The 24711-nt window shown below is 66.5% G+C and carries 30 protein-coding genes and 1 pseudogene; 17 read left to right on the forward strand and 14 right to left on the reverse strand.

Annotation, left to right across the window (positions count from 1 at the left end; all coding sequences use genetic code 11):
• Positions 1-1010: 1010 nt before the first annotated feature.
• The 3 genes from EL493_RS23490 to EL493_RS23500 form a co-directional block, all read right to left on the reverse strand.
• Positions 1011-1301 carry a hypothetical protein gene (locus EL493_RS23490; RefSeq protein ID WP_126405866.1) on the reverse strand — a complete coding sequence of 97 codons (291 nt, stop codon included), beginning with the start codon at positions 1299-1301 and terminating at the stop codon, positions 1011-1013.
• 203 nt (positions 1302-1504) lie between these two features.
• A complete protein-coding gene (locus EL493_RS23495; RefSeq protein WP_022566085.1) occupies positions 1505-2098 on the reverse strand; it encodes a hypothetical protein in 594 nt (197 codons plus the stop codon).
• Between the two features lie 71 nt (positions 2099-2169).
• A complete protein-coding gene (locus EL493_RS23500; protein ID WP_019050244.1) occupies positions 2170-2421 on the reverse strand; it encodes a hypothetical protein in 252 nt (83 codons plus the stop codon).
• Positions 2422-2723: 302 nt separating this feature from the next.
• Between EL493_RS23500 and EL493_RS23505 the strand changes: the two genes are divergently transcribed.
• Complete coding sequence (locus tag EL493_RS23505) at positions 2724-2840, forward strand: ATP dependent DNA ligase (RefSeq protein WP_019050245.1); 117 nt, start codon at positions 2724-2726, stop codon at positions 2838-2840.
• A gap of 234 nt (positions 2841-3074) precedes the next feature.
• Here EL493_RS23505 and EL493_RS23510 read toward each other — a convergent pair whose 3' ends face one another.
• Complete coding sequence (locus EL493_RS23510) at positions 3075-3488, reverse strand: Imm10 family immunity protein (protein WP_019050246.1); 414 nt, start codon at positions 3486-3488, stop codon at positions 3075-3077.
• 170 nt (positions 3489-3658) lie between these two features.
• Between EL493_RS23510 and EL493_RS23515 the strand changes: the two genes are divergently transcribed.
• Positions 3659-3976, forward strand: a complete 318-nt coding sequence (locus tag EL493_RS23515) for a hypothetical protein (RefSeq protein ID WP_022566083.1) — start codon at positions 3659-3661, stop codon at positions 3974-3976.
• Here EL493_RS23515 and EL493_RS32480 read toward each other — a convergent pair.
• The 3 genes from EL493_RS32480 to EL493_RS23520 form a co-directional block, all read right to left on the reverse strand.
• Positions 3958-4125, reverse strand: coding sequence for a hypothetical protein (locus EL493_RS32480; RefSeq protein ID WP_022566082.1), 168 nt, complete (start codon positions 4123-4125; stop codon positions 3958-3960). The genes EL493_RS23515 and EL493_RS32480 overlap by 19 nt on opposite strands.
• An 86-nt stretch (positions 4126-4211) precedes the next feature.
• Entirely contained in the window at positions 4212-4346 is a 135-nt protein-coding gene (locus EL493_RS33620; protein ID WP_019050249.1) for a hypothetical protein, read from the reverse strand.
• 177 nt (positions 4347-4523) lie between these two features.
• Positions 4524-4940, reverse strand: coding sequence for a hypothetical protein (locus EL493_RS23520; protein ID WP_022566081.1), 417 nt, complete (start codon positions 4938-4940; stop codon positions 4524-4526).
• A 169-nt stretch (positions 4941-5109) separates the two neighbouring features.
• On the opposite strand from EL493_RS23520, the gene EL493_RS23525 reads away from it, so the two are divergent.
• Both EL493_RS23525 and EL493_RS33625 read left to right on the forward strand, forming a co-directional pair.
• On the forward strand, positions 5110-5829 hold the full coding sequence (locus EL493_RS23525; RefSeq protein ID WP_019050251.1) for a TRADD-N-associated membrane domain-containing protein: 720 nt from the start codon (positions 5110-5112) through the stop codon (positions 5827-5829).
• Between the two features lie 346 nt (positions 5830-6175).
• Positions 6176-6307: a hypothetical protein gene (locus EL493_RS33625; RefSeq protein ID WP_019050253.1), complete on the forward strand. Its 132-nt coding sequence runs from the start codon at positions 6176-6178 to the stop codon at positions 6305-6307.
• A 51-nt stretch (positions 6308-6358) separates the two neighbouring features.
• Here EL493_RS33625 and EL493_RS23530 read toward each other — a convergent pair whose 3' ends face one another.
• From EL493_RS23530 to EL493_RS32100, 4 genes are all read right to left on the reverse strand, one after another.
• Positions 6359-6610, reverse strand: a complete 252-nt coding sequence (locus EL493_RS23530; RefSeq protein ID WP_022566080.1) for a hypothetical protein — start codon at positions 6608-6610, stop codon at positions 6359-6361.
• A 13-nt stretch (positions 6611-6623) separates the two neighbouring features.
• Positions 6624-7055, reverse strand: a complete 432-nt coding sequence (locus EL493_RS23535; RefSeq protein WP_022566079.1) for a hypothetical protein — start codon at positions 7053-7055, stop codon at positions 6624-6626.
• A 195-nt stretch (positions 7056-7250) separates the two neighbouring features.
• On the reverse strand, positions 7251-7658 hold the full coding sequence (locus tag EL493_RS23540; protein ID WP_019050256.1) for a hypothetical protein: 408 nt from the start codon (positions 7656-7658) through the stop codon (positions 7251-7253).
• Positions 7645-7935 carry a hypothetical protein gene (locus tag EL493_RS32100; RefSeq protein WP_019050257.1) on the reverse strand — a complete coding sequence of 97 codons (291 nt, stop codon included), beginning with the start codon at positions 7933-7935 and terminating at the stop codon, positions 7645-7647. Before EL493_RS32100 ends, EL493_RS23540 begins: the two co-directional genes overlap by 14 nt.
• A 151-nt stretch (positions 7936-8086) precedes the next feature.
• Here EL493_RS32100 and EL493_RS23545 point away from each other — a divergent pair, with 151 nt between their 5' ends.
• The 6 genes from EL493_RS23545 to EL493_RS23570 all read left to right on the forward strand — a co-directional run bounded on the left by EL493_RS23545 (position 8087) and on the right by EL493_RS23570 (position 14786).
• The gene (locus EL493_RS23545) at positions 8087-8854 is read left to right on the forward strand and encodes a helix-turn-helix domain-containing protein (protein WP_019050258.1); all 768 of its coding nucleotides are present in this window, start codon (positions 8087-8089) and stop codon (positions 8852-8854) included.
• The gene (locus EL493_RS23550; RefSeq protein ID WP_019050259.1) at positions 8832-9302 is read left to right on the forward strand and encodes an NUDIX hydrolase; all 471 of its coding nucleotides are present in this window, start codon (positions 8832-8834) and stop codon (positions 9300-9302) included. Before EL493_RS23545 ends, EL493_RS23550 begins: the two co-directional genes overlap by 23 nt.
• 797 nt (positions 9303-10099) lie before the next feature.
• Positions 10100-10279, forward strand: a complete 180-nt coding sequence (locus EL493_RS23555) for a hypothetical protein (protein ID WP_019050262.1) — start codon at positions 10100-10102, stop codon at positions 10277-10279.
• 170 nt (positions 10280-10449) lie between these two features.
• A complete protein-coding gene (locus EL493_RS32485) occupies positions 10450-12255 on the forward strand; it encodes a ParB/Srx family N-terminal domain-containing protein (protein WP_019050263.1) in 1806 nt (601 codons plus the stop codon).
• Between the two features lie 172 nt (positions 12256-12427).
• Positions 12428-13507, forward strand: coding sequence for a DUF4192 domain-containing protein (locus tag EL493_RS23565; RefSeq protein ID WP_162178109.1), 1080 nt, complete (start codon positions 12428-12430; stop codon positions 13505-13507).
• Positions 13508-13649: 142 nt separating this feature from the next.
• Positions 13650-14786, forward strand: coding sequence for a hypothetical protein (locus tag EL493_RS23570; protein WP_019050265.1), 1137 nt, complete (start codon positions 13650-13652; stop codon positions 14784-14786).
• Positions 14787-14894: 108 nt separating this feature from the next.
• On the opposite strand, the gene EL493_RS23575 is transcribed toward EL493_RS23570, so the two are convergent.
• The gene (locus EL493_RS23575; protein ID WP_019050266.1) at positions 14895-15593 is read right to left on the reverse strand and encodes a cysteine hydrolase family protein; all 699 of its coding nucleotides are present in this window, start codon (positions 15591-15593) and stop codon (positions 14895-14897) included.
• Positions 15594-15771: 178 nt separating this feature from the next.
• On the opposite strand from EL493_RS23575, the gene EL493_RS23580 reads away from it, so the two are divergent.
• The 7 genes and pseudogenes from EL493_RS23580 (at position 15772) to EL493_RS33920 (ending at position 23580) form a co-directional block, all read left to right on the forward strand.
• Positions 15772-16320 carry a hypothetical protein gene (locus tag EL493_RS23580; protein WP_019050267.1) on the forward strand — a complete coding sequence of 183 codons (549 nt, stop codon included), beginning with the start codon at positions 15772-15774 and terminating at the stop codon, positions 16318-16320.
• A gap of 74 nt (positions 16321-16394) precedes the next feature.
• Entirely contained in the window at positions 16395-16958 is a 564-nt protein-coding gene (locus EL493_RS23585) for a single-stranded DNA-binding protein (RefSeq protein WP_019050268.1), read from the forward strand.
• A gap of 458 nt (positions 16959-17416) precedes the next feature.
• Positions 17417-18982 (forward strand): hypothetical protein, encoded by a 1566-nt coding sequence (locus EL493_RS23590; RefSeq protein WP_022566074.1) that lies wholly within the window; start codon positions 17417-17419, stop codon positions 18980-18982.
• A 486-nt stretch (positions 18983-19468) separates the two neighbouring features.
• Positions 19469-20215 carry a pentapeptide repeat-containing protein gene (locus EL493_RS23595; RefSeq protein WP_022566073.1) on the forward strand — a complete coding sequence of 249 codons (747 nt, stop codon included), beginning with the start codon at positions 19469-19471 and terminating at the stop codon, positions 20213-20215.
• A 426-nt stretch (positions 20216-20641) separates the two neighbouring features.
• Positions 20642-21463, forward strand: coding sequence for a helix-turn-helix domain-containing protein (locus tag EL493_RS23600; RefSeq protein ID WP_022566072.1), 822 nt, complete (start codon positions 20642-20644; stop codon positions 21461-21463).
• Between the two features lie 871 nt (positions 21464-22334).
• A pseudogene (locus EL493_RS23610) lies at positions 22335-23249 on the forward strand (MFS transporter); the annotation flags it as partial.
• Between the two features lie 139 nt (positions 23250-23388).
• Complete coding sequence (locus tag EL493_RS33920; RefSeq protein WP_022566068.1) at positions 23389-23580, forward strand: hypothetical protein; 192 nt, start codon at positions 23389-23391, stop codon at positions 23578-23580.
• 395 nt (positions 23581-23975) lie between these two features.
• On the opposite strand, the gene EL493_RS23620 is transcribed toward EL493_RS33920, so the two are convergent.
• Positions 23976-24494: a hypothetical protein gene (locus EL493_RS23620; RefSeq protein ID WP_022566066.1), complete on the reverse strand. Its 519-nt coding sequence runs from the start codon at positions 24492-24494 to the stop codon at positions 23976-23978.
• Entirely contained in the window at positions 24494-24682 is a 189-nt protein-coding gene (locus EL493_RS23625) for a hypothetical protein (protein WP_019050276.1), read from the reverse strand. The genes EL493_RS23620 and EL493_RS23625 overlap by 1 nt, the downstream gene beginning before the upstream one ends.
• Positions 24683-24711 lie beyond the last annotated feature (29 nt).

Here is a 24711-nt window from a genome sequence, read left to right on the forward strand (position 1 = left end):
GCTCGAGCGAGTAGATACCGCCGAGTCGGACGTTGACCTTCTCTGAGCCGAGGCTCTCGACGGCGTTGGTGAACCGCTCTGTCACCTGGCCTTGCGCGGACAGCCCGTACTGGTCGCGCGTGGACTGCAGTGATTGAGCACTGAACCACAGGGCCGCTACCGCGGTCAGAGCAGTCGCGATCGCAGCAACCTTGGTCCATCCGTCCCACTTCAGTAGTGGCGACAGGATTCGGCTTATCACGGGCTGTTGAGGTTGCGGTGTTGATCCAGCCGTGGAGGCCGAGGGCGGTGTCGAGTCAGCGTCGGATTCCGCTGAGACGCTACCGGAGCTGCCGTCGTCAGTGCTCAATGCTGTCTCCCAACATCCGCCGGAGCCCCACAAAACCGCTGGTTGCAATAGCATCGCTCGCCGCGTCTGCTCGTACGCGCGTAACGGGGTACTCAGTTCTGGGGCGGCGCCCACTCAAGAGCGCGCATCTGTCGAACCTGCGCAAGGTGCGCGGATTCATCGACGCCCTGCATCGCCGCTCCCCGACCTGACCGACAGGCAACTCGACGGCCGCGTCGGGCGCCGATGCCATCGCATCGTGGCGTTGTGGTTCTACGGTGTGTGGCTGTGCCGCAATTCGCCCTCGGAGTGCGAAATCGGCTGGACCACCCAGCACTGCGGGATCGACGGCCGCGAGTGGAGGCATCTTCATCGACCTGCAAGGCCCGATCGCCGCCATTGGCCGGGACCTCGAGTCTGGCCGGGCTCTGAACTTCCGCATCGACGCGACGATCGGCGGCCGCGCGGCGGGATCGGTGCGGGTGCCCACCGACGAAGCTTCCGAGGTCGCAGTGACGCAGCTGCGGGTGTGGTGCGCCGAAATCACCTGAACGAAGTCACCACCGGCTACCAGCCCGCGCGAACGACACTCCACGCCCTTCAGCGCTGACCAGACCGCACTGATCGAACCCACTTGAGGTCAGCAGAGTCGGCGCCGACCCGCGTATCCCGACCTGCCGTACTACAAGCGCGGATCGTGCACGAGCCGGAAGTCGTGCAATGCCTCATCCAGCCCGCCGGATGCGGTGAACTCGCGGCCGATGACTTCCCCCGCTGGTATGTCGCAGTCGCGGCCCATCACGGTGGCCGAGAGCACCAGCGGAGCCGTGTAGGAGTGCCATGGCGTGACGCAGTGCGCGTCGTCGCCGACGGTGAGCATCACCCACAATGGCACCCGGCCATCAGGGAGGACCTGGTAGTCGTGACCGGTGCTGGGTGCGTCGAAGTAGATCGGGTAGTCCTCGACACTCATTGGTTCCACTCCCGCCAGATAGTCGTGGTGCACGCACCGGGCTCGGACCGCGCCGACCCGTCGAACTGGTTGGCCGGCGGGCCGTTCCGAGATGACGATAGTGCTCCAAGCTGGTATCTCGAACAGGCAGAGCTGCAGATCGGGCTGAGCATGAAGGTAACCAGCCCGCGGAATCGGCGAACACCGACAGCGGCCCGCCCGAATCATCTCCAGCTAGAAGGCTGGACGGGGGCGGCCATTCCGGACGCAGGATAGTTGGGGCCACGAGCCGGCCCATGATTTCCTGTGCACCACAGTCGGGACGACGGCAGAAGCGCGAGCAGGAATGTGGCTGCGGGGAATACGAGCAGCAGGATCGGCAGAAACCACGGCAGATCGACATATGTTCCGAGCAGAGATCTCACCGCCGACTGCCCGAACGTCAACTCGAGGAAGATCTTGCTGCCGGGATCGAATCGGCCGAACTGCGCGACATTCGAAATCACCCCGAACACGTAGGCGCCGACGACTCCCGCGCAGCCCAGCGCCGCTACGGTCGGCCCTGGTCTGCCGCGCCGAAACAGCATGATCGCGCCGATCAGGAGCAGCACGGAGGCGATGACATCGACAACCATCAGCACCGCGGACACAAAGGAAGCCCACGCGGGCGCGAACCCCCACGCGAACAGCGGGTAGTCCGAAGTTGCCATCCACACGACCGCGGAGACCAACTCGATGAGGCCGCCGACCAGCGCCGAAACCCCGGCGATAATCGCTGTTCCCCCGCTCGGCGGTCGTCGTACTGGGTCGGGATGCATCAGGGTCCTCCAAGATTCGGCTGCAACCACTCTGACCCATACCCGCCCAATTGTCGTGCCACGCCTCGAGCTCACCCCCGATGGCGCTGCGACCGCCGACGTTCGAAGAACAACTGATCCACTTCCATCGGCATCGCCGTGATCTCGGCCAGTCGACTGTCGTATCCATGCTCGGTGATGCAGATCACTCCCGCAACCGTCCAACCACGACGGCCCGCCCGCCCTGCGAGCGCCTCGAACCCGTCATCAGACAGGCTCGACGTGGTTTTGTGGATAACGCGGTCGGGGGCGGCCTCTTGGATGTAGGCGTCCATGGCGTTCATCAACGCCTCGGTGTCGCCTTTCCACCGGCGTGGAGCAAGACGGTGCTGCGCGCCTCCACCGAGGCCGTCATCGTCGGCGCGATGCCCGGCTCCGGGCCGAACCGCGGCCACCTTCGGCGGCCTGGTCCTGGCCGGGCACACTCCCAAGGGCGGTTGCGCTGTATCGGCGGGGTCGGGACCGGGTTCTCCACCGAGTCCCGGCACACCCTGCGCGCCGCGCTTGAGGAGATCCGCCGCAACACCAGCCCGCTCGACGATCCGGCGCTGGCGGCGGTGCGGCGGCGGCGTGGTGGGTCGAGCCGGTGCTGGTCGCCGATATCGAGTATCGGGAGGTCAGCGGCGACGGTCTGCTGCGGCATCCCAGCTTCCGCGGGATCCGCACCGACAAGACCCCCGATGAGGTCGGCCTGCCCAGCTGACCCTCGTTCGGTCACCGTCGTTTCCGCACAGGTGTAGCTACGGCACACTCCCAGGTCGGTAACGGCCCGGGTAGGCCGCCCGGCTAGGGAGACATCGCGACTCCCGGCTCGGGGCGGCGCCGTAGCAGCGGCCCCGGACGGAATCAGGACTTACCCTGAGCACACGGAACTGGCCGTTCCCGGTATTGCTCCGCTGATCGCGGCCGCGCTCGGCGAACCCGCCTTCTTCAGCAGCTAGTCCAAGACCAATCGCGGCCGAGCCTCCGGGCGGCCGAAGGCCACAATTCGAGGCAGAACCTCGCGCAGTCGTGCCAGTTGCGCGGACGGCACGCGCAGTTGTGCCTCGATGACCGAATCGGTCAGCCCCAGATCGTCGAGGGCGTCCGGGTCGAGCGTCACGCGCAGAAGATCGCCGGTCAGTTCCACTTCACGCACGCAACCGTAGGCTGTGCCTTGATCCGGTATGACCAGGCAATGGGTGTCCATTCCCAGTGCGACTTCCTGTACGTCGGGCTCCTCGAAATCGCACATGAACAGCAGGAAGAACCCTTCGCCATCCGGGGACTCAGCCACGCCTGCCACCACGGCATCGTCTACGTCGGGATCATCCTGGCCACTTGCCACCAACGCCGTGAATCTGAATGCCATGCCGGGAGTTCTAGCACCTCACGGCCCGGTTGTCGTGGTGCTGCCTCTCCACCGGTCGGCGGCGGGCACCGAATGACTTCTCGACGTCCAGCCGGCGCGATTGCCAGCAATGGGGGTGATGCGGTGGGGAAGCTGGTCGATTCGGGTTACCGACCAGCGACGAGTTCAACATGGGCCGTGGCCGCGCCCAGGACTTCGAACACGGCACGCTGGTATGGAATGGCGGTGATCCGCGATCGGACTTCGACCCGCCGACCGGCACCGGCCTGGCGAAGATCTGTGAGAACCCCGCACCCGGTCAGCCGAGCCAGGCCGGTGTCGGTGCAGACGTCACGGTCGCAGAGGTACTTGCCGCACACCATCACAGCATGGATGGCGGGCAGCGGGCCGAAGGCACCCTTCCGGCCCAGGACCGCATCTTGTATCGCCCCTACCGACCATTGTCGGTTCTCAAGCAGTGGCACCAAGACTACAAGCGAGGACTCTGATCCTCCCCGCAGTGATGCAGCGTCGCCCGTGTGATGCCGTAGCAGACGAGCAGGTCACTGATCCTGCCCTGCACTGCCCAGACCTGTGGATCGTCGGGGTCCAGGCCGGCGTCGAGCAGCGACTGCCGGTCGACAGAGTCCATTCCCATGCCCGGTTCGACGGTTCCCGCAGTGGGCCGGTTCCGGTAGGCGATGTGACTGTCCGGCGCTTCGCCTACCGAGGCGGTGCCGGACCTCAGTCGGATGCGGCGGGGATCAGGTCGGTCAGCCGCATCGACCGCGGGTGCGCGCCGGGCGCCTCCTGCAGCGTGGATCGAATGAGGGCGCGGTCGTCGTCGATCTCGAGAATCCGGAACTGGCGAGGTCCCATCGGGTCTGATCGTGGCTGACCGCCATATCTGTCACCGCCCGGGCCGCCTGAGCTGAGTGACGCGGTGCGTTGATCAAGCTATCTGTCGCCTAATCTCCATCATGCTTGTCACCGATCGCGTGCATGCCCCGGTTTTAGGCGGGTTGCCCGCGTAGGACTACGCCCCGATAAGCGGTCTCATCCAGCGCTGTGGCCGATCCGCCGACGGGCTACCCGCGCCGATGGGCTCACGCGGAACATCTCATCGGGATGGACGGCTTCCACACACGCCCAGTACTCAAGCCGCTGCGCGATTCCTAGAGCTTGCGTGGCTTCCCAAACCGCAACCAGGGTGTCGATCAACTGTTCGGTTCGCTCCGGCAGATCTTCCGGTGCCGACGTGATGACAAGATCGTCCTCGGCCGACTCAAGGACCAGGTCCAGCAACCAGAAACTCAGCTCCCAGTCGGCCTTGTTTGCGAGCAGCAGACGAACGAATTCATCGAGCCGCGCCGGATCGGATACCTCGATAGGCCAGTCCTGCATCCAGCCTTCGTGCGGGACGTTGGCCAGCTTCGCCGCGCGCGTCGCCGATTCCCCGCTTGGATAGATCATGTAGCTGAAGGTAGCCAACGTAGCGAACTTTGGCGATGGAGTTAGCGCTCTAGGGCGTCTAACCGAAACTGCATGGGCGGGTAGCCCGGGTTGAGCGTCAGAAGCGAAGGGTAGATCGGATTCGCTTCGCCATGGCATTGGCGAAGATCTTGATGACCGTTTCTCTTTCATGCTGTATCTCGGGGTGTCTGGCGATAACGACGCTGGGACGGCCGTCACCATCGCCATCGGGTTAGTTATGGCTACCACGGCGACGACATTCATTACACGGCTGTACTTTGGTGGCCCTCGCTCTCACTTCTCGGCTGAGTTTCTTGATGCCACCGAGAACGTCGATCGCGCTGTCGAGAAGGTCGCCGGCCCGAACGACCTTCTCAAGCTGATGGAGGTCAACCGTCGCCAGATGGAGGCCTATGATGTTCAGGCTCGCGCGCAGGGTCGGTCATCTCATCGCAGCAGCTTGTTCGCGATGACCGCTGGGTTGGCGATTGTGGGCGCAGGCCTGTGGATAGCAGTGAGCGCCGAGAACTCAGCGACGAAGTACGCCGCCGCGATCGTCGCAGCCGTGGGAACCGCTACGGGCGGCTACATCGCTCACACGTTTATCAGTGTGAACACCTCTGCCCAGCATCACGTCCGCTACTACTTTGAGCAGCCGTTGGTGCAGTCGTATCTGCTCACTGCGGAACGGATTGCCGATCGGCTTCCGGAAAGTGCGCGGGGCGCGCAGTACGAACTGATCGTGGATGCAGCGCTGCAGCAGGCTGGCCTGGTACATCAACTTCGTGATGCCGCAGCGGCTCCGCCGGAACCCGAGCGCGAGCCGGATCCAGCGGAAGGCCCGCCCTCCGATGGCGGGGAGTCGTCGCGCGACGCTGGCAAGGAGTAACCAGCTACCGTTAGAACATGCGTTCGAGCGGCGGGGGCTGGAAACCGATCCTCGAGATCGACGGCGTCGTCGTCCCTGCGGGCACCGGATTGACCCGCACCTCGCGGGGCTGGGCGCACCCGACACCGGTGTTCTGCCACAACGGCCACCGCTTAACCCCGAGTCAGACCGTCGTCGGATTTCGACACTGCCGCGCATCCCACGTCGACGGCGGCCACCGATCGTTCCTCTGCAGGACCTGCGGCGACACCGTGCTGCTGCCACTGCCCGGCCCGGACTGCGACCACCGCGATTTTGACGAGCGCCCAACAGGAACCACTCGGCCGCCGGCCGCGTCAGAGTAGGCATGAAACTCACACTCATCACGCCGTACGAGCCCGCCCCCACGACTGAGCCGCCACGCACCGACATCGCCTTCGTCAACTACTTCGCCGAGTGCGCAGACGACGACACTTCCACCCCCGACACCATGCCGTGAGCACAGAAGTGGCCCGGCAGGCAGGCCTGCCGGGCCACTTCGCTCTACCGGTCAGCCGATGCCGAGCCGTTCCATCGCCCAGTCCAACGCCGCGTCGCGGTCATCGGCCGGGATCTGGCGGGTGAAAGCGAGCGGCGGAGTAACGACGCGCACCGACCGCCAGCCATGTATCGGCCGCACTGCCCAGCCACCCCACTCTCGGCGTACGGGGAACACGCCAGGCTCACTGCGATGCTCGTGCCGCGCACGAAAATCGATGACGGTACGAGTCAGCCGCCAGCGCAGTGCCGCCTGGTTCATCATGGTCGCCCCGTCCTCAGCAGCTGGTGATGATCGGCGCCGATTCGTCGCCGTAATGGGTCGTCGTGTTCGCCCGAGTGTCCCACATCTCGACCGTCGCGACCCATGCTCCAGGCTCACACGATGCCCAGGTCGCAATGTTCAGTATCGGCGCTGGCACCTGCTCAGACGGTTCGATGGCGCGGGTCGACCAGTCCCCACCCTTCGGCTTGAACTTCAAGCGCAGCACGGTGCTGAACACGTCCGGCGTGCCCGCGATCTTGCAGTCGACATAGCCACCGGCGACCATCGCGGCCGGCTCTTTCAGATACGGTGCACCTTGGTGGAAGTTGAATTCGCACCGCCCGGCCGCGATCGGCTTGATCGCCGGGGCCGCGCCCGCGACGCCGCCCGACATGGTCGTGGTCAAGACCGCGGCGATCGGCACAACAGTGGTAACGAGCTTCATCGGTTCTCCCCTTCATCGCGACGCCGGTCGAGTGCGATCTCGACGTGTGCGACGTCGACAGTTGTGGCGCGCGAGCTGCACGCTGTGAAACGGACCCGCGCGCGCCGACTGCCTTCTCCCTGGCCGGGCCCAGCAGCCGACACGCGCAGGCTTCTATCCGTGGCCGCCCGGGTGTGCACCCCCGGGCGGCCACGCTCATCCCCCGAGAGGGCGGCTCTGCTCGAGCTGGCGACGCAACGCCAGCTCGACATGGTCGACATCGACGGTCGCCGCACCGCTTTGGCGGGCGATGCGCTCGGCGACCTCCAGCAGGCGCTGCAGCGCAGGCGAATACAGTGCCTCGACGTCGATGACGTCGAGGGCCACCGGATCCGGGTCAGCGATCGCGGCCAACGCGCCCGCCAGGTCGGAGTACAGGTCGTCGTCCGGGTGCGGTCCGACCGCGAACACCGGCCCGACGTGGCCGGTCTCGTCGACCGGTGCCCACGTGTTGAGCCAGCCCGCGACACGCGGCCGGTCGGCTTCGGTGAACTCGCGCATCGTGTCGACGACCGCAGACCGCGCGGCGGCCAGCGTGCCCGGCTCCTGCTCAGTACCCGACACGACGATCCAGCCTCATCAGACCAGCACCGACCAGGACGTTGATCGCGGCCATCTTGCGAGGGCAGATCGTGCGGTCACAGCAGCGGTGCGCCTGAACCGTCCTGCGGGCCTGGTCGATCGAGAACCGGCGCACCGGCGCCGAGTGCACGATCACCGTGCTGCAGCCGGTCTGCTCGTCGTCCTGGGCGATCGCAGCACGGGCCGCCTCTCGTGCGACCCGCGCCCGTATCGCATCAACGGTGAACGCGCTGGTCGCGGCCTTGGCTCGTCTCCACACCGTGGGCTCCCCTCGTCGGTGACCGCGCCCGCCGCCGGGGAACTCTCACCCGGCGGCGGGGCTTGGCAACCAGCCTCTCGCCGATCGTCGGGACGACGGAACCTCCTACGTTTCCCACTTCGGGACGTCCCGCAGGGTGTACAACGTCCCTATGTCGAACGAGCGGTTGCGCGCCGCGATAGCCGCGCGAGGTTGGACACACGCGAGGCTGGCCGAGGCGGCGAACGTGGACCCGAAATCCGTCGAACGCTGGGTGAACCTCGGCCGAGTCCCCCGGCGGCGCACCGCGATCCAAGCCGCCGAATGCTTGGGCGAGGACGTCCATGCCCTCTGGCCCGCCCTCCAACAGGCACGCACAGCCCGGGCCGTCAGTCCCGAACTCGTTGCCCTCTACGACCGGAGAGCCGACGTCTCCGCCTCGATGTTCATCAACCTGCTGACGCCGGCGAGTGACCGCATCGACATCCTGGTCTACGCCGCCGTCTTCCTCCACGAGGCATACCCACGGCTCAACGACCTGCTGATCGAACGTGCCGGGGCAGGCTGCACGATCCGGATAGCCGTGGGCGATCCCGACAGCGCCAACGTCCAACAGCGAGGACGGGAGGAACGATTCGGGCACGGCATCGAATCCCGCTGCCGGTTGGCCCTGATGCACTACCGGGCGCTGGAAGACACGCCGGGCATCGAGCTGCGGACCCACACCACGACGCTCTACAACAGCATCTTCCGCGCCGACGACGAGATGTATGTCAACGCGCACGTCTGGGGCGTCAACGCCTACGGCGCCCCCGTGTGGCACCTGCGCCGTACTCTCGACGGTGGCCTGTTCGACACCTACAGCGACAGTTTCAACGCGGTCTGGCACACCGGCCGACCGGTGAAAGGCGAAGCCGATGGCGCGCACCGAGTTCTATGACGACCCCGCCGCACCAGAGCCGAACAGTCTCGTCGTCGCCGCGTCCGCGGTCGTGTGCGACGACCGCGGCCGCATCCTGCTCCAGCGACGCACCGACAGCGGCCTATGGGCGCTGCCCGGCGGCGGCATGGAGATGACCGACAGCCTCCCCGGCTGCGCAGTCCGGGAAGTCAAGGAAGAAACCGGCCTCGACATCGAGATAACCGGCCTCGTCGGCACCTACACCGATCCACTCCACATCATCGCCTACAGCGACGGTGAGGTCCGACGCCAGTTCAACGTCTGCTTCCTGGCCCGGGTCATCGGTGGAAAGCTCGCCATCTCCGATGAGTCCACCGAACTACGATTCGTAGCACCGGCCGAACTGGACAGCCTCGATATGCACCACACGCAACGACTCCGGCTGAGCCACTACCTGGAGGAGCGACCTACGCCGTACCTGGGGTGAACATTTCGGCGCGGCGGCCTCGACGCAGTCACCGGACGCGGCGCAGCATTCGCACCGTAGACCGTGGTGGTTGTTTGTCGCCGGGGTCGCGGACTGGGCGCGGTTGGTCGCGTCGACCGGTGTGGTGATCGCGCCGGTCCAGTCCGACCCGATCGCACCGTCGGCCCGGTTGAACGGCGTCGACCAGTTGAATTAGCGTGCGCACGGCAGGCTCTGGAACGACCGCGGTCGCCACGGCCTGTACGCCTGCGATCGTGACACCGGCGGCGACCACGGGTGCGATCGCGCGGACGGTGCCCGTACCGCTCTGATGCATCCCCGGCGCCAGCGCTTGGAAACGACCACAGTCTGTCCTGCTGGATCACGGTCTCGCCGTCGACGACGAACCCGCGCTCCGCTAGTGCGAGTTCAGCGAGTTCAGCGAGTTCAGGTCAGGCGATGGTGATGCCGTTTCCGTTGCGCGATTCAAGTCGCAATGTCTCCTCGACGTAGCCGATCGCCCGCAACCTGTCGTGGTTCACTTCGAAACCCCATTGGCCGATCATCGGGAGAAAACTCACCCGCGACCGCCAGCACCGGCACATAACGCGGCAACTCACTCACCCGCTGCTCGCCCTCACCGCCTGCCCGAACCGAAGTCGGCCCCTTGGGCGATTCCCGCCGAACCATCCAGCAAATATTCAGCGTGCCGCCGTTCGGAGAGCTCTCTGCCATCTCCAGCTGGTGTTCAGCCGTGGTAGCCGCCCCATTCGAACATCGCCAGCCCTGCCCCGACCATCAGCAACCGGAGGACACCCATGACCGCGACCGCCACCGACCCCGCTGCGCCGACGACCGACCCGATCGAGTCGATCACGACCAGCGATCTCGCCCACCGTGTCCATCTCGGCACCGCCGGACCCGTCACCGCCCTCGGCGAGGACCCGGTGATCGAGCGCTGGCGTGCGCAGTTCCCCAGCTGGCGCGGCAAGCACTGAATCTACCGCGCCGACAACGCCGACACGCTGCGGCTGCACCCGCTCAACGTCACCCGCCACCGCCGCACCCGTTGACCTGCTGCTACAGCCCGCCCACGGCGACGATGCGCTCACCCGGATTCGACAGCCGGAGAACCCGCTCCCGCCGTGCCAATCGAAGAGGAGTTGCCTTGCCCACCAGCACGATCGAACCCGTCGACCCGGTCGAACTCGACCAGCCCACCGCCGAAACCGCAGACACCGCAACCGGTGTGGTGAACGACGGAGACAAAGGAGCGCCCGTCCCGCCCCGCGCCGAGGCCCGGTACATGGATCCAGCCGAGTTGGTGATCGGGCACAACGTGCGCCCCGAGGATCAGATCGACCTCGAGGCCCACGCCAAGGAAGTCGCCTCGATCCGGCTGTTCGGGGTCCGTGACCCGATCCTGGCCGAACGCGGCCCCGACGGGCAGATCGTCGTGGTCGACGGCCAAGTGCGTGCCCTGATCGCCCGAACCCTGGGCCTGCAGGTCCCGGTCTACATCCAGCACACCGATCGGGCTATCACCGACCCGGAACGGTTGATCGACCGCGCGCTGACCCAGATCAACCTCAACGATCGGCGCATCGAGCTCACCGACTCCGCCCGCGCGGCCGGGGTCGCTTACATGCTCGACCTCGGCGCCACCGCCTCCCGCGTCGCCGAAGGGTTGCAGACCAGCACTATCAGGGTGCGCAAGGCCGGCAAGATCGGCCGATCCACGGCGGCTCGCGCGTTGCTCGACGAACACCAGTACAGCCTCGACCAGCTCCAGGTCATCGCCGACTACGAAGCCCTCGACGACCACGACGCGATCGAACAACTCACCAACGGCGGCCGCGGCAACTTCGACCTGCGCGCCAGACGCGTCGCCGGCGACCGTGCCGAAGCGCGTCAGCGCCTGGCCGCGGCCCTGCACTACGCTGCGGCCGGGTTCGCGATCGCGACCACCGATCCCGCCTACCTCGACCACGACCTGTTCGTTCCCGCCGAGGACCTCGTCACCATCGACCAGACCCCGGTACCCGAGTCCGAGATCTGGGCCAACTCAGCGCGGTGGCTGGTCGCGCTCGAGCGGATCGAGGACGCCGAACTCGTCGACGAGACCACCGGGGAGGTGATCGATCCCGACACCGTCGACTTCGACGCCGACCCCGACACACCGCCCGCGGAGGGTCTGCGCACAACCGACGGTTTGATCCATCGGGACCTCTGGCTGGCGTCCTACTTCCTGGCCGCCGACCAGCTCGAGCCCGCCGGCCTCCTGCGGCGCACCGCCAACATCGACCCCGCCGCTGACCCGGACCTCGCCACCGACAACAGCGTCGACGTGGCCGAGACAAGCGCGCGGGCCGCGCAGGAACGGGCCGCCGCCCAGGCTCGGCGTGAGGAGCGGCGCAGGGTGATCGAGCTCAACAAGCGCGGCGCTGCGGCCAAGGGTCGCCGGATCGAGTTCCTGGCCCGGTTGATGTCGGGTCGGACCTTGCCCGCCGGTGCGGCACAGTTCGTCGCCGAATCGCTGGCGCGTGACTCCGCGCTGCTGTCCGGATCACGAGCGCGTGCGTTCGCGATGCAACAGCTCGGACTCGACTCGAACGCCGAGGTGATCGAACGTGCCAGCGGCGGGACCACCACCGAGGGGTGGCGGTTCGTGCTCGGGTTGGTGCTGGCCGCCCACGAATCAGCGCTCGGCAAGGACTCCTGGCGCCAGCACCGGTGGCTGGGCGCCAACACGGCCCACTACCTGCACTACCTGGCCCAGGTCGGCGAAGCGAAGGGGTTCGCGCTGGTCGATGTCGAACTCGCCACCGCCGGCGACCTCGATCCCGACGCCATCGACCTCGAACCCGGTCCCGGCACCGTCGCCGACACCTCGCCCGGAAACCTCACCGAGGAAACAGACAAGGCGACCGACGAAACCGAGACCGCGCCGACGCAACTCGTAACCGCGGCCTAACCCCACCACTGCGCTCGGTGGCCCGGTCGCGCAGACAACGACCGGGCCCCACCCGCAGGAAACGAGTAGCCGAGCCCGACGGCGCAACCAATTCGGCAGCGGAAGTGCAGTTCGCCAATCGATTCAGAAGGAGTGCTCTGTTGTGGATGCCGATTGCCAGGGGGGATCGCGCTTGTTCGCTCATCGTGCCGGGAGCGGCGATGCCGCCTGTGTGCGCGTCGACGACGCCGGGCAGTTGATCGCGGCGGTCCCGGCGATACTGCGATTCATCCCCACCCGGTCGCTGGTCGTGGCGCTGGTGTCGGCCGCCGCCGACTCCGCCGCGTCCGCGCGGGCAATTCCTGTGGTAGTCCGGGTCGACCTCGACGCGGTCACCGACCCTGCCCGCGCGCAGGAGCCACTGGAGTTGCTGGACACGGTCTTTCGGCGTGAGAACGCTACCGCAACATTCGCGATCGTCGTCGATGACCGACCCCACGCCACGGCGACCGCGCACCTGGTCGTGGCCCTGCTGCAGTCGATGGCGGTGAACCTGGCACACGCCTGGCTGGTCCCCACGATCAGCGCCGGCGCGACCTACCGCGGCCTACTCGACGGTGACAGCGACGGCACTGTGAACGACCCCGCCACCTCACCGCTGGCCCTGGCCCTGGCTCTCGACGGTGTCGCGATCCACCACAGCCGCAGCCAGTTGCGTGATCTCATCGCGGTCGACCCGCAGGCGAGCGCAGCACTGTCACCACTCATCGCTACGGCCGTCGAGCACTACCGCGGCGAACGCGCCGACGCGGCCACCGCCGATCACGGCGCCACCTTTCACCGTGACACCGCCTGCGCGGTACTTGAGCGCATCTCGGCCGTCGCTGAATCCGGCTGCACCCCCGAGGGTCTGGCCACGGTCGTGGCGGCGCTGCGTGATGTGGTGATCCGTGACGTCATGCTCGCGTTGACCGGCACCAGCTGGGCGGCGGACGCGCAGATCCTGTGGCAGTCGGTGGCGCGGGCGAGCACCGGCCGGGATCGGGCTGAGGCCGCGATGCTGTGTGGCTACGACGCCTACCACCGCGGCGACGGCGTCTACGCACGAATCTGTCTGGAAGCGGCCTTGCAGGCAGACTCCGAACACTCGATAGCTGTGCTGCTCAAGGCGGCGCTCGACGGCGGCGAACCTCCCGCGAGAATCGCGATGATCGCGGACGCCGGACGCGACATCGCGACCGGTCTCAGAATCGACCTCACCACGACGACCTGACTATATGCTCGTCGCCACTGATCACGCGGGGATCTGATCGCCCCGGCCGTGTTGTCGTTTCTGCGGATAGGATCGCAGCGGACATCGCCATCGCATCCCGCAACCGGATCGGTGGACAGGTATGCAATGCAGGGGGAACCGCGTGACCGACGCACGGGAGCACAGGCTCGCCGTCCTGGCGGCTGGATTGCCGGCCCTCGAGGTGAAACTGGCGTTCCGCCATGCCGAATTTCCCGTCTATGACAACAGCCTGCTCGACCCGGAACTGATCGAGAAGCTGACCCAGCGTGCGAAGGTGGTCTCCTCCACTGCCTACACCACGACGATCACCCCACGATCGTGGTACTGGTTGTCCGGCTCGTTGCAGGCGATCGGCGTGGTTGCGACGATCTTCGGGCTGCTGACCGCGGGTGCAGACCTGGCCGACAATCTGATCGGCGCCTCGTCACCGTCGGGCGGGCGGGTGGCCCTGCTCGCCGCGGTCGTGATGGTGGTCGGGCTCGCGATGCTGCCCGCCGGGATCCGGATCGCCACGATCGGACGAGGCCGCCGCACCCACCCGCTGAACCTGGACGCGACCGAGATCGAACTGGTTGAGAAGTCGCTGGTGATCTGGCCGCGCACGACCGAGGGACCGTGGGCGCCACCTCTGCTCGCTGACCCTCTTCGCCGCGCCGAAGTCGAACACTTGCGCGATACCCTGTCGGATCGGTCCCGGCCGGACGCGACCGAGGCGTGGCCGGAAGCACACGCGGTCGGCATCGCCCGAGTGTTGGCCCGCCGGATCCGCGCCAGCCCCGCCTATTCCACGCAAGCCCTTGACACGTTGCGCGTGGACGTGGATCGGCTCGTCACCGAGATCGACCTGCGCGCCTACCGCATCCTCAAAGCCCGCACCCAACTGGCGGTCACGACCACCACCGACACCACCGGGCTAGTCGGTGAGGCTGTCGAGACAGCCTGGGTCGCGCTCATGGAGTTGATCGAGCAACTCGACCACTACCACCGCGAGCTGGTCACGATCGAACAGTTGCTGACCACGGCCGCCGAACTCGACAACACCCCACCGCTGCGCGAGCTCAGCCTCGACGACATCGCCCGCCAGCTGCTGCGCGACGCAACCGCCTCAACCTTCGACACCGACGCCGTCGCCGCTCATGCCGGCGAACTCACCGACCTGCAGGCGGACCTCACCGCGCGGATCGCGTTCCTACGCGACCTGCTCCACACCAGCACCTTGCCCATACTCCCCACCGCGCATCGAGATTCACGGCCATAACCGATCGGCACGCACGGTCGACGACATCCTCCCCCGGCTTGACCGAACGGGCCAGAGCACGGATCAGGCCATGTCATGATCACCACAGTTGTCAGACCTCTGTCTGTCTTACCGTGTTCCTCGGGTGAACTCTGCGACAGCGGTTCGGCGGACCGGTTCTGACCAGTAGCCGGTGTCGCGCCCGTAGTTCGGTGTGGTGAAGGCTTTGTCCCACGCCGCATCCGGTGCCATCAGCTCACGCCAGGAGTCGACTTCGACATACATCACCCGCATCGAGTTCAGTGATGCGTAATGCAGCGCGGGCCCGTCGGTGCTGACTGCATCCGCCGCCACAGCGACTTCGAAGTTGTGCTCGAGCGCTGCCCGCACGGTCGCCTCGACACAGATGTTGGTTTGCAGACCGGCGACCAGCACCCGCTCGACACCGAGGTTTTTCAGCACCAACGCCAGCTCGGTGTAGGCGAAGAAGTTCGGGCGGGTCTTGTCCAACACCACATCGCCTGGCTGCGGCGCGACAGCGTCGATGATCTCGCTGCGCCACTGCTGCTCTTGGACCGACAGCACCGGCACAGCGCGACGTGAACGTCGATGCCGCTCGGCACGCGGGTTCATCGCCTGGCTCAGCATCTGCCGTGAATAGATCACCGACCAGCCAGCATCACGGGCCGCGGCCAGCAGCTCCGAGCACGCGGTGATCGTCTCGTTCAGCCGCCAGATCGGTGGCCACCCGAGCGCGGACCGTACGTCCTCGCGCAGGTAGGCGTTCTGCATATCGATCATCAACACCGCACCCGGTCGCGCCACCACAGCCCCTCCTCGAAGTTCTCCCGCCCTGACCTACCTCTCGATTATGGCCGCCGTTCCCGCGCTGATACCGAGCGCGGCAAGCACAGGACGCGGCACGGTCTAACGAGCCCAGCCAGCCACGTGTTCACGCCCTCGCCCCGATCCACCGTGACGACCCGAAATCGAAGGGACCAGAACATTGGGACAGCACTTCCACCCGGTCTTCCTCGATGACGACTTCGCCATCATCGGCCGGATCCAGCCGCAGATGTGGGCCTACAAGCTCGCCGAGGTGGTGTGGATCGGCGACTCGTTCGTCCTCGACGTCGAACGCGCCCTGACCTCGCCGACCCGGCTGGTGTGGGCGGGGCAGTACGCCGACCCTGAACCCGACACCGACCCGGTCACCGAGGTCGACGATCAAGGCACGGTGCGCGAGTACCCGCCGACCCTGCACGCGTTGTCGGAGGCCTACCCCGACATCGTCGTCGACCGTGCCATTCCGATCAGGCGGTTCTTGCTCAACCACGACCAGCGCGCCTTCATCGACAAACACCGCAGTCCTCCGAACCCGGATGAGGCGTCGGAGACCTTGCATCTGCTGCCGGCGCTCACCGCCGAAGGCAACGGGCGAGGCTCAGGGGATCTGCCCGCGCATCCGCTGATCGGGACCTGGGCCCGCGCACGCATCAGCGTCACCGACACCGTTCCCGACGGATTCACCGAGACCACCTTCGTCTCTTGGTGACACGAGCCCAACGCCGCTTCCCCGCGCCAACGCCAGCACATCTCCACCCGTCCTGATGACAGAAAGGTCCGACTATGCCCGGCGAACCGACACTGCCCTTGGTGGGCAACTTGGCCTCCGATATCGAGCTCTCTTTCACTCCTGCCGGTGTCGCGGTGGCGCATTTCACCGTCGCCTCCACACCGCGGGTCTTCGACCGTACCACCGGGCAGTGGCGCGACGGTGACCCGTTGTTCCTGCGCTGCAACCTGTGGCGAGAGCCAGCCGAGAACGCAGCGGAGTCGCTGTCGAAAGGCGCGCGGATCATGGTGATGGGCAGGCTCAAACAGCGTAGCTACCAAACCCGCGACGGCGACAAGCGCACCGTCTACGAGGTCGAGGTCGACGAACTCGGCCCCAGCTTGCGTTTCGCCACGGCCAAAGTCACCCGCACCAGCCGAACCGGTAGCAGTGGCGGTGGGTTCGCCCAGCCCGACACCGCGACCCGCACCACCCGCGCGAACAACATACCCGCGCCGGCGAGCTCGGGCAGCGATTCGTGGCCCGGTGACACCGAGGTAACCGCCAGCGGAGGTGAGCCGTGGGAGACGCCGGTACTGGCTGGGGCCGGTGCAGGTTTCGGCGAGCCGCCGTTCTGAGCGCGGCGGTCTCCTGACCGAGCAGCAATGCTCAGGCAGCTTTCCGCTCCCGGACCGGCGGACCTTGACACCGGCATGCGCGGATCCCCATTCAATTCCGATCAGCGGTCGCGCCGGTGAGCGAGTCCATCGGTGGTGGGTCCGGGTGACGGTCTGGGGTGGACCCAGCCCTTCGAGGGCTACCAGGCCATCGTGCGCCACGGCTACGGGCCCGCGCCCGGCGGAAACGAATTCCCCACGCCACCACCAGCCGCGCCCACCCGTCCGGCCCAGATGGGCGTGGGGAATTCGCCCCCGCACGCAATGGCGCGTTCCCTCCGCCGTGTCGCCCGCTGTCCTGGTCGGTCGCCCTCGGCTGGGCCCACCCCAGCCCGGCACCCTCCCTTTCGGGAAGAGCGTCGCGTTCCAGCGCGCCCCGGGTGCCGCCGTATCTCTCGCCCTATGTCAGGAGATCAGCTGTGTCTGCTATCGCTCACCCCTCCCCGGTGTTCCTCGAAGCCCCGGCCGTCGAACCCGCCATCATCGAGTCCACCGTCGTCGAGTCCGTCGGTACCGATTCGGAACAGGTCGCGGGCACTCGGGCGTTCCTCGACGCGATCTTCGAGATCGAGCTCCAACTCGACCTCGACCGCCGCGCGGCGCTCGAGGCGTTTCCCGCCGCGCTCGCGTTGGCGACCGAGGCCGACTGGTGGCTGCTGGACTTCATGGTCGAACAGTTCACCCTGCACCCGCGCGAAGCCGCGCTCCGGCGTCTGGACGCGTTGTGGCGCCACGCCGACGACCTCGGCCGTGAGCGGATGCTGGCGTTGGTGCCCGACACCGATCCCGGCCTGCACTCCCGCTCCGACCACGACCTGAACCACATTCTGGAAAACCGCGCGCGGCGCAACGGCACGACCATCGCCGACGAGCAGGCCAAGCTCGAAGTCCAGCTCGTCGCTGCGGAGATGCCGCGTCAGTCGATCCGCACTTGGTACAACCCGTTGCCGCGGCTGTCGCTGGCGCCGACCAAACGCATCGACGCCTCCCGCCTGCGCCCCGACCAGATCCGTGCCCGTGTCGCTGCCCGTGGACGCCGCCGGCCGGCCGCGGTCGAACCGTCGGTCGTGACGACCTACGTGCGGGAAAGCTTGTTCGTCGACACCGAAGTCGCCGACCAAGCCCGCCTGCGGCAACGCTGGGCCGAGTTGGCCGCGCGGGGAATCACTCCCACCGCGTCGGCGCCGCGCGGGTGGACGCCGCGGCGTCCCGGTGAACGTCCGCCGCTGCCGGCCGATCTGTCCGGGGCGATCTGGGATCACCAGTACTGCGCCCACGTCGCCGACCAACGCGACCACGAACGCGCGCTCGCCGGTGAATCAGTGAAATCCCCGGAGCATTCCCACGCGTGGGCGGCCGAACGCACCGGACTGCGCTCGCGCGGTGACCGGCGCGAAGCGTATCTGTTCCAGGGCAACGGACTCGACGACTTCCGCACCGCCATGACCCCGATCGCCGGGTGGCGGTGCGTTTCGTGCTTCGTCGAACGCCCCAGTGCCGACCAGCGCCCTGTCCACGCCCGCGGTGGTGTGCTGCGCAGCGACGACGGATTGTGCGACTACTGCCGCAGCGACGGCCGCACCGGGCTGCCCGAACTCGCGCCCGGGTTCACCGGCGCCGATCTCGCCGCCGCCTACTGCGTGTACTTCGCCCAGCACTACCGAGACTCGGCATGCGCGCTGCTCGCCGAGGTCTGCCGCCGCGCCCCGCAGTGGCTGACCGCGGTGATCGACCGGTTCCTCGCCAACCACCCCGATCTGCCCGGCGCACCGATGTTGCCCGACGTCGACGACGAACAGGTACCGGTCCCCGCACCGACGCGACCCAGGCGCCAGCAGGTCCTGCCGCCAGGACAGCGACCCGGCAAGTGCGAGGGCTGCACCCAATACGTGCCCGTGCATGATGACGGGTTCTGCACGACCTGCCGGGTCTACCTCGGGCTGCACGTGCCGACACCGCGCGAGCGGCGCCTGGTAGCCGCCTGACTGTTCGGACCCAGTCCTGGGCTGGGGCATCCGTCTACTGGTGCCCCAGCCGCTGCGCTGCACTCTCGCGCGACCACCGCATCCAGAAGTTCGGCGTGAGACACCTACTTACGACATTCCAGGCGCTCACTGGTCACACGACCGGCGCGTCCATCTCCTCACCGACTCCACAACCGGGCGTGTCACCTGCAGCAAAGCAACTGTTGCCGTAGCTGTCGCGGTGTACCTTCCACGTTTGAGTCCCGCGTGACGAGCTGTGCTGTCGAGGGGAGAACCATGTCGATGCGAAGCACACCATCGCCCAGGCGCCGAACTTCGGTCGCCGGCCGCAACCAATCACGGAGACCGCCGACCCCACCGCCAGCACAGCCATCCCCGATCAAGCGCGCACTGCACGGGCTAGTCCTGTGGCCGGGATGGACGAAAGTCGCCGCAATCACAACGACCGTCGCGGCGATCGCCGCGCTCTGGTTTACCAGCCAATCGTTGCAGGCCACCAACAACCAATACGGGCTGTCGCAGCAAGTGGCGGTCACCGACCGCTTTCAGAAGGCGGTCGAAGCATTGACTTCCGACGAGGTCGATATCCGGCTGGGCGGCATATACCTCCTCGAACGCCTTGCAAAGGACTCACCTGCCGATCACGAGACGGTGTTCGCGGTGCTCTCGGCCTTCCTGCGCACCCACACCTCAGCAACCACCTGCGACATACCGACCCGAACTATGCCTGCTCCTTCTGATGTGGCAGCGGTGGTGTCCGTGATAAGGAGGCGGGATGGTCACAGCCCGCTGGACCTCGCACGGACATGCTTGGCCGGAACGAAACTGAACAACGCCAAGCTCACCGGGACCTCGTTCGACTTCGCGAACCTCAACGAGTCGACGTTCTACTCCGGCGACCTCACCAAGGCATGGTTCCATGGCGCAACCCTGACCAACTCGGGCTTCTCCTTCGCCAACCTCACTGGTGCCGAATTCGGCGCCGCAAACCTCACCGGAGCATTTCTTGACAGCACGAACCTCACCGACGCCCGGATGGCCACGGCGAATCTCACCGACGCCCTCATCACCGACGCGGACCTCACCAACGCAGACTTGATCGAGGCCAATCTCGCCGGAACCAACCTCACCGGAACCAACCTCACCGGAGCCAACCTCACAAACGTCTACTACAACGAGGCCACCCGCTGGCCAGACAACTACACACCACCAAAGAGCCGCCCCAACCCGTAGCCCGGAGACACAAGCCATCGACTACACGGAGACCACGGCACCTAACACATCCCTTTGCCAGCGCTCACCCACCGCACGCCGTGCACGAACGTGCCAGCCCCTAGGACCGAACGCAGTCACCTGCCTCGCCAACCAACGACATCGGTCGCTGCGGCGACTGGGGACCATCGACAACTGGCCGACTTCCTCTGCCAACTGAGCACCGCCGCACCCCCTTCGCCACCAACATCCATATTTCGCCGCTCACCCGCCAGACACACCAGAACTTCGCCGACCACAACTGCGCTAGTCACTTGCCCCACACACCTCCCAATCCCTCCTCAACGTCCCTACAACGAGCAGACCGATCTCGTCACGAAGTCGAAATATTCCGTTCAAACCACTCAATCTGTGACTTCCGTCACCACCTCCCGGGGGGGAGATGCAATGAACGACCGAATTTCACGACCCCACAAGGGACGCCAACGTCGACGCGCCCCCAACCGACCACAGGTCTCGATCCCCGACCTCGGTACCACCATCGGATGGATTCGAGACGACCTCGGACTCACCCAGACCCAAGCAGCCGCAGAGCTCAACCTCAGCGCCGTTCACCTGGGGCGTTTCGAACGCGGCGATTCCAAGCCGCCCCCCGACACGCTCGAGAAGATCATCAGCGGCTACCGCCTGGACAGAGCCATGGCTTCACACCTTCGCGAGCTCGCAGGACCTGCGGTCATGCTGGCACCACCCGACGCCTTGCGCAGGTACGTCCGAGCCGAGAAGTCGCTCATGCTCAACCTCGAACGGTTCCAATCCCGCGCCATACCAGCCGCCTTCATCGACCCGTTCTGGAATGTACTGGCGCGCAATGACTTATTCGCCGAGGCCTTTCCACGTATCGACGACACCAGCTCGATCGCAGTGTGGATGTTGAGCGAGCAGGGCAAGAGTGTGCTCGTCGACTCCGAAGCCGAAGGCTCCTGGACGGTTGCGATGCTGAAATCCGCCCTGGGACGTCACCGAAGCTCAGCACAGGCAGCAGAGCTCGTTTCCGCTCTGACACCGATCAGCGACGCCCGGCGACTGTGGGCAGACAGCGTGAGCGTCTCCTATGGGCGAGACTCACGATGCCTGCTGCACGCCTACGATGCCGACCGCAAGCCGGCGTCCTACCTGCTGTCAATGACCGACGGGCTGTTCGCCCACCACGTCCAGCTCATCACAGTCACGCCTGAAGTTGCGTGTCCGCGGCCCGAACTCAACTAGCCACCAGCGACATCCGCCTGCGCAGCGGCGGCACCACCACTGCTGTACCAGGCGGATCTTGTGATCGGTCACAGAGGCGGTAGCCGCCGGTCTGTGCACGAGTTGTCACCAATTTTTCAGCCCTAGCAGAAAATTGGTGGCGAACTCTCACAATTTCAGGTTTCCTGGAGGCGGGAAGAGTCATTGATCGGGCCGAAAGGTGCCCGATGCAGTTTCACGCAAGCATTACCCATCTCCCTCTGCACGTGCATTTTCTAGCAGCGCTATCGGGAGTCATCGCAGCCCATCACCGTGGGCAGTTCTGGCCCACGAATATGAGCGCACATGACTGCGATTCGAGCACTCTCCCTTCCGTTTCACACAGCCTTCGGGACTGCGCGTTCCACCGCCTCCCGAAGAAGAACGCGAGTTTTCTCCTCGATTGCCCTTCACCTCTGAGGTACGGCGGCCAGCACCGCGCATCGGTGATCGATGTCCACTACGGCCAGCGACGCGCCGATGCGTGACGATCCTACGACCCCGGCCCCGGTGCCGCTGCGTCGATGGGTCAACACCAGAACCGCCGCCGAGCACCTCGGCGTCCACCCAGAAGTGCTGCGACGCTGGGCCCGCCAACCCGGCAAGCACGCCTGGCTACCCAAACCCATCCGGGTGGGGAAGGAATTCCGTTGGGACATAGACGAACTCGAATCAGCCCTAGCCACCTCGGGCGACTTGTCACCCGAGCACGACAGTGGGACGGGGTAGACCACCCCGTCCCCTCGGAGTGCCCGGCAAGCCGATGCTCACCGAGATCGCCGGGGCACTGGAAGGCGCGCATCTACATCCGTGACACCTCCGGCCGCCGCCGCGATGTCACCCGCTTCTCCCCGTGGGCCCAGCCCTGATGTTCCTCGACTTCGGTGTCACCGCTGCGGCCGCAGCGGTCGTGTTCGCCGTCCTGACCGTGGCACAACTGTTCGCCCTCCCGGCCCGCCGCGACCGGACGACCGGGGAACTGACATCGATAATGCAGGATTGGCGTGCGGTGGCGGCCAACCGCCGCTTCTGTGGTTTTCGCTGACGATGATCGGCTCCTATGTGCTGTCGTTCCAGGTGTACCTGGCCCTGCCGCTGCAGGCCGAGTACCTCGCCGGCGCCAACGCCCAGGTGTTGGTCTCGGCGCTGTTCGTGGTCTCCGGAATCGTCGCCGTGGCCGGGCAGCTGCGGATCACCGAATGGTTCGAGGCGCGCTGGGGAACCGGGCGCAGCCTCGCGGTGGGTATGGCGATCCTGTCTGCAGCGTTCCTGCCACTACTGGCCGTGCCCGGGCCCGGACGGTTCGGCGTCGCGGCCGCCGTGGCCGCGCTGCTGTTGTCCACGGCAGTGCTCGCGGTGGGCACCGCCGCGGTGTTCCCCTTCGAAATGGACACCGTCGTCTCGCTGGCGGGCGGGAAACCTGGTCGCCACCCACTACGGCTTCTACAACACGATCGTCGGTGTCGGCATCCTGGCCGGCAATCTCGCGACCGGCGCTGTCGTGGGCGCCGCCCGCGCTGCTGGCGCGGACTGGGCGGTCTGGGCGGGACTCGGCCTTATCGGCGCACTGTCGGCCTTCACGCTACACCGACTCGACCGATCACAATCCCAGCAACAAGCCACGCGCGACGGCCGTGACGCACACCCCACCACCGAGACCCACGTTCTCGGCCCGCGCGCCACACAGCCGGACATGGCAGCCACTCACCAACCGCCCGTCGGCGTCGATCAAACGGATCGCGGACCGGCGAGGACCATGCGGCGCTGAACCGAACCCGGCCACCAGAATGGTGACGGCAGTGTTCGATCGGTGCGACCGGGTCATGGAAAGTGGGTCCTCAAAATGAGGGCGTGAGGTTGCTGGAGGTCGACCGCATCCCCGCCGTTCCGCTCGCCGTGTGTCGTTGATGCCCGCACTCGATCACCTGCACGGACTGCACCTGGCCGTGGACTCAACATTGTTGGCCGGCACCCACACCGGCCTATTCGCTCTCGGCTCCGACAGGCGCACCACCCGGATCGGCGCCTCCGACGACGACTTCATGGGACTGACCGGCGTCCCGGCCGCCGATCACCTGTTCGCCTCCGGCCACCCCTGACCGTCGAACTCGGCACCAATCCTCTGGGACTGTGGGTCATCGACACCACAGGCACCGTTTGGCGCAGCCGCACCGGCCGGACATGGGAACAACGCGCCGTCGTGGGGCCGGTCGAAGCAGTGCTGGCCATCGATTTCGACACCGCCTACGCCGCGACCGCACAGGTTCTCCACAGGCCGCGCGGTCGGGCATGGCTATTGCAGCCCAACGTGACTGCCGAAGCCATGCGGATTACGAACGCCCGCGCCGGAACACCGGCGCAACCGCCGCCCGAGATCCCCAGGTCACGTGTCGCAGGTTCGTGCCCTGGGGCGCTAGCCACAGCTAACGACACACCGACCGACCAGCGGCTGTGTCGGCGCTGGGCGGGGGCCGGTCCCCTACTGCGCGCAGAATCACCGCACGACTCGCCCTTCTGTTGCGGCCTGTCGTGTGCGTAGCCAATACGGCGTGAGACCACGAGGCTTGAAGACCGCCAGAATCATCGCACCAGCCAGGACCATGGCAGCGGCCGCACCATGGACAACGAAAGTCGGCGGCCGCAACTCAAGCAAAGTCGAGTCTGGTCGCGCGGCGACGGCGGCATAGTGGTCGACCGTGCGGGTGTAAAGGATCAAGATCGCCGTTGCGACCACGTTGAGCACGAGTTTGAACAGCACCCAGTAGTGCCGGATCAGGCCCCATGATGTGCCCAGGGATTGAACAATGCCCGTCACCAGTGAGCCCACCGACAGCGGCACAAGCACCCACCACGCCAGCGGTCGGGCGACGAGGTCGATCGCACGCACCAGCTGCACGTCGGAACTGGTGACCCCGACGACGGCCAAGGCAAGGAAGGCGAGGACCGCGCCGAGCCAACCGACCGAGACGCTGACGTGCACGGTGAGGGCGAGTTTGCGCCCGTGCGGGCTCATCACCGCACAAGCTCCTCGCTGGTTGACACCGCGGCCGACTGGCCGTGTCGCCCCGGCCCGTGCTGGCCGCCGCTGACGAGCAGCCCGACGACGAGCAGCGCCACTGTGAGCGCGACGACGACACCGACCACTTTCACCCAGCGGGGCGTTCTCGGGCCGTGGGGGCGTTGCAGGGAGCTGCTGGTCATCAAGAGTCCTTCGGTTGGAGCGCAACAAT

Origin of the sequence: Nocardia asteroides, assembly GCF_900637185.1 — a bacterium.
GTDB classification, from domain to species: domain Bacteria; phylum Actinomycetota; class Actinomycetes; order Mycobacteriales; family Mycobacteriaceae; genus Nocardia; species Nocardia asteroides.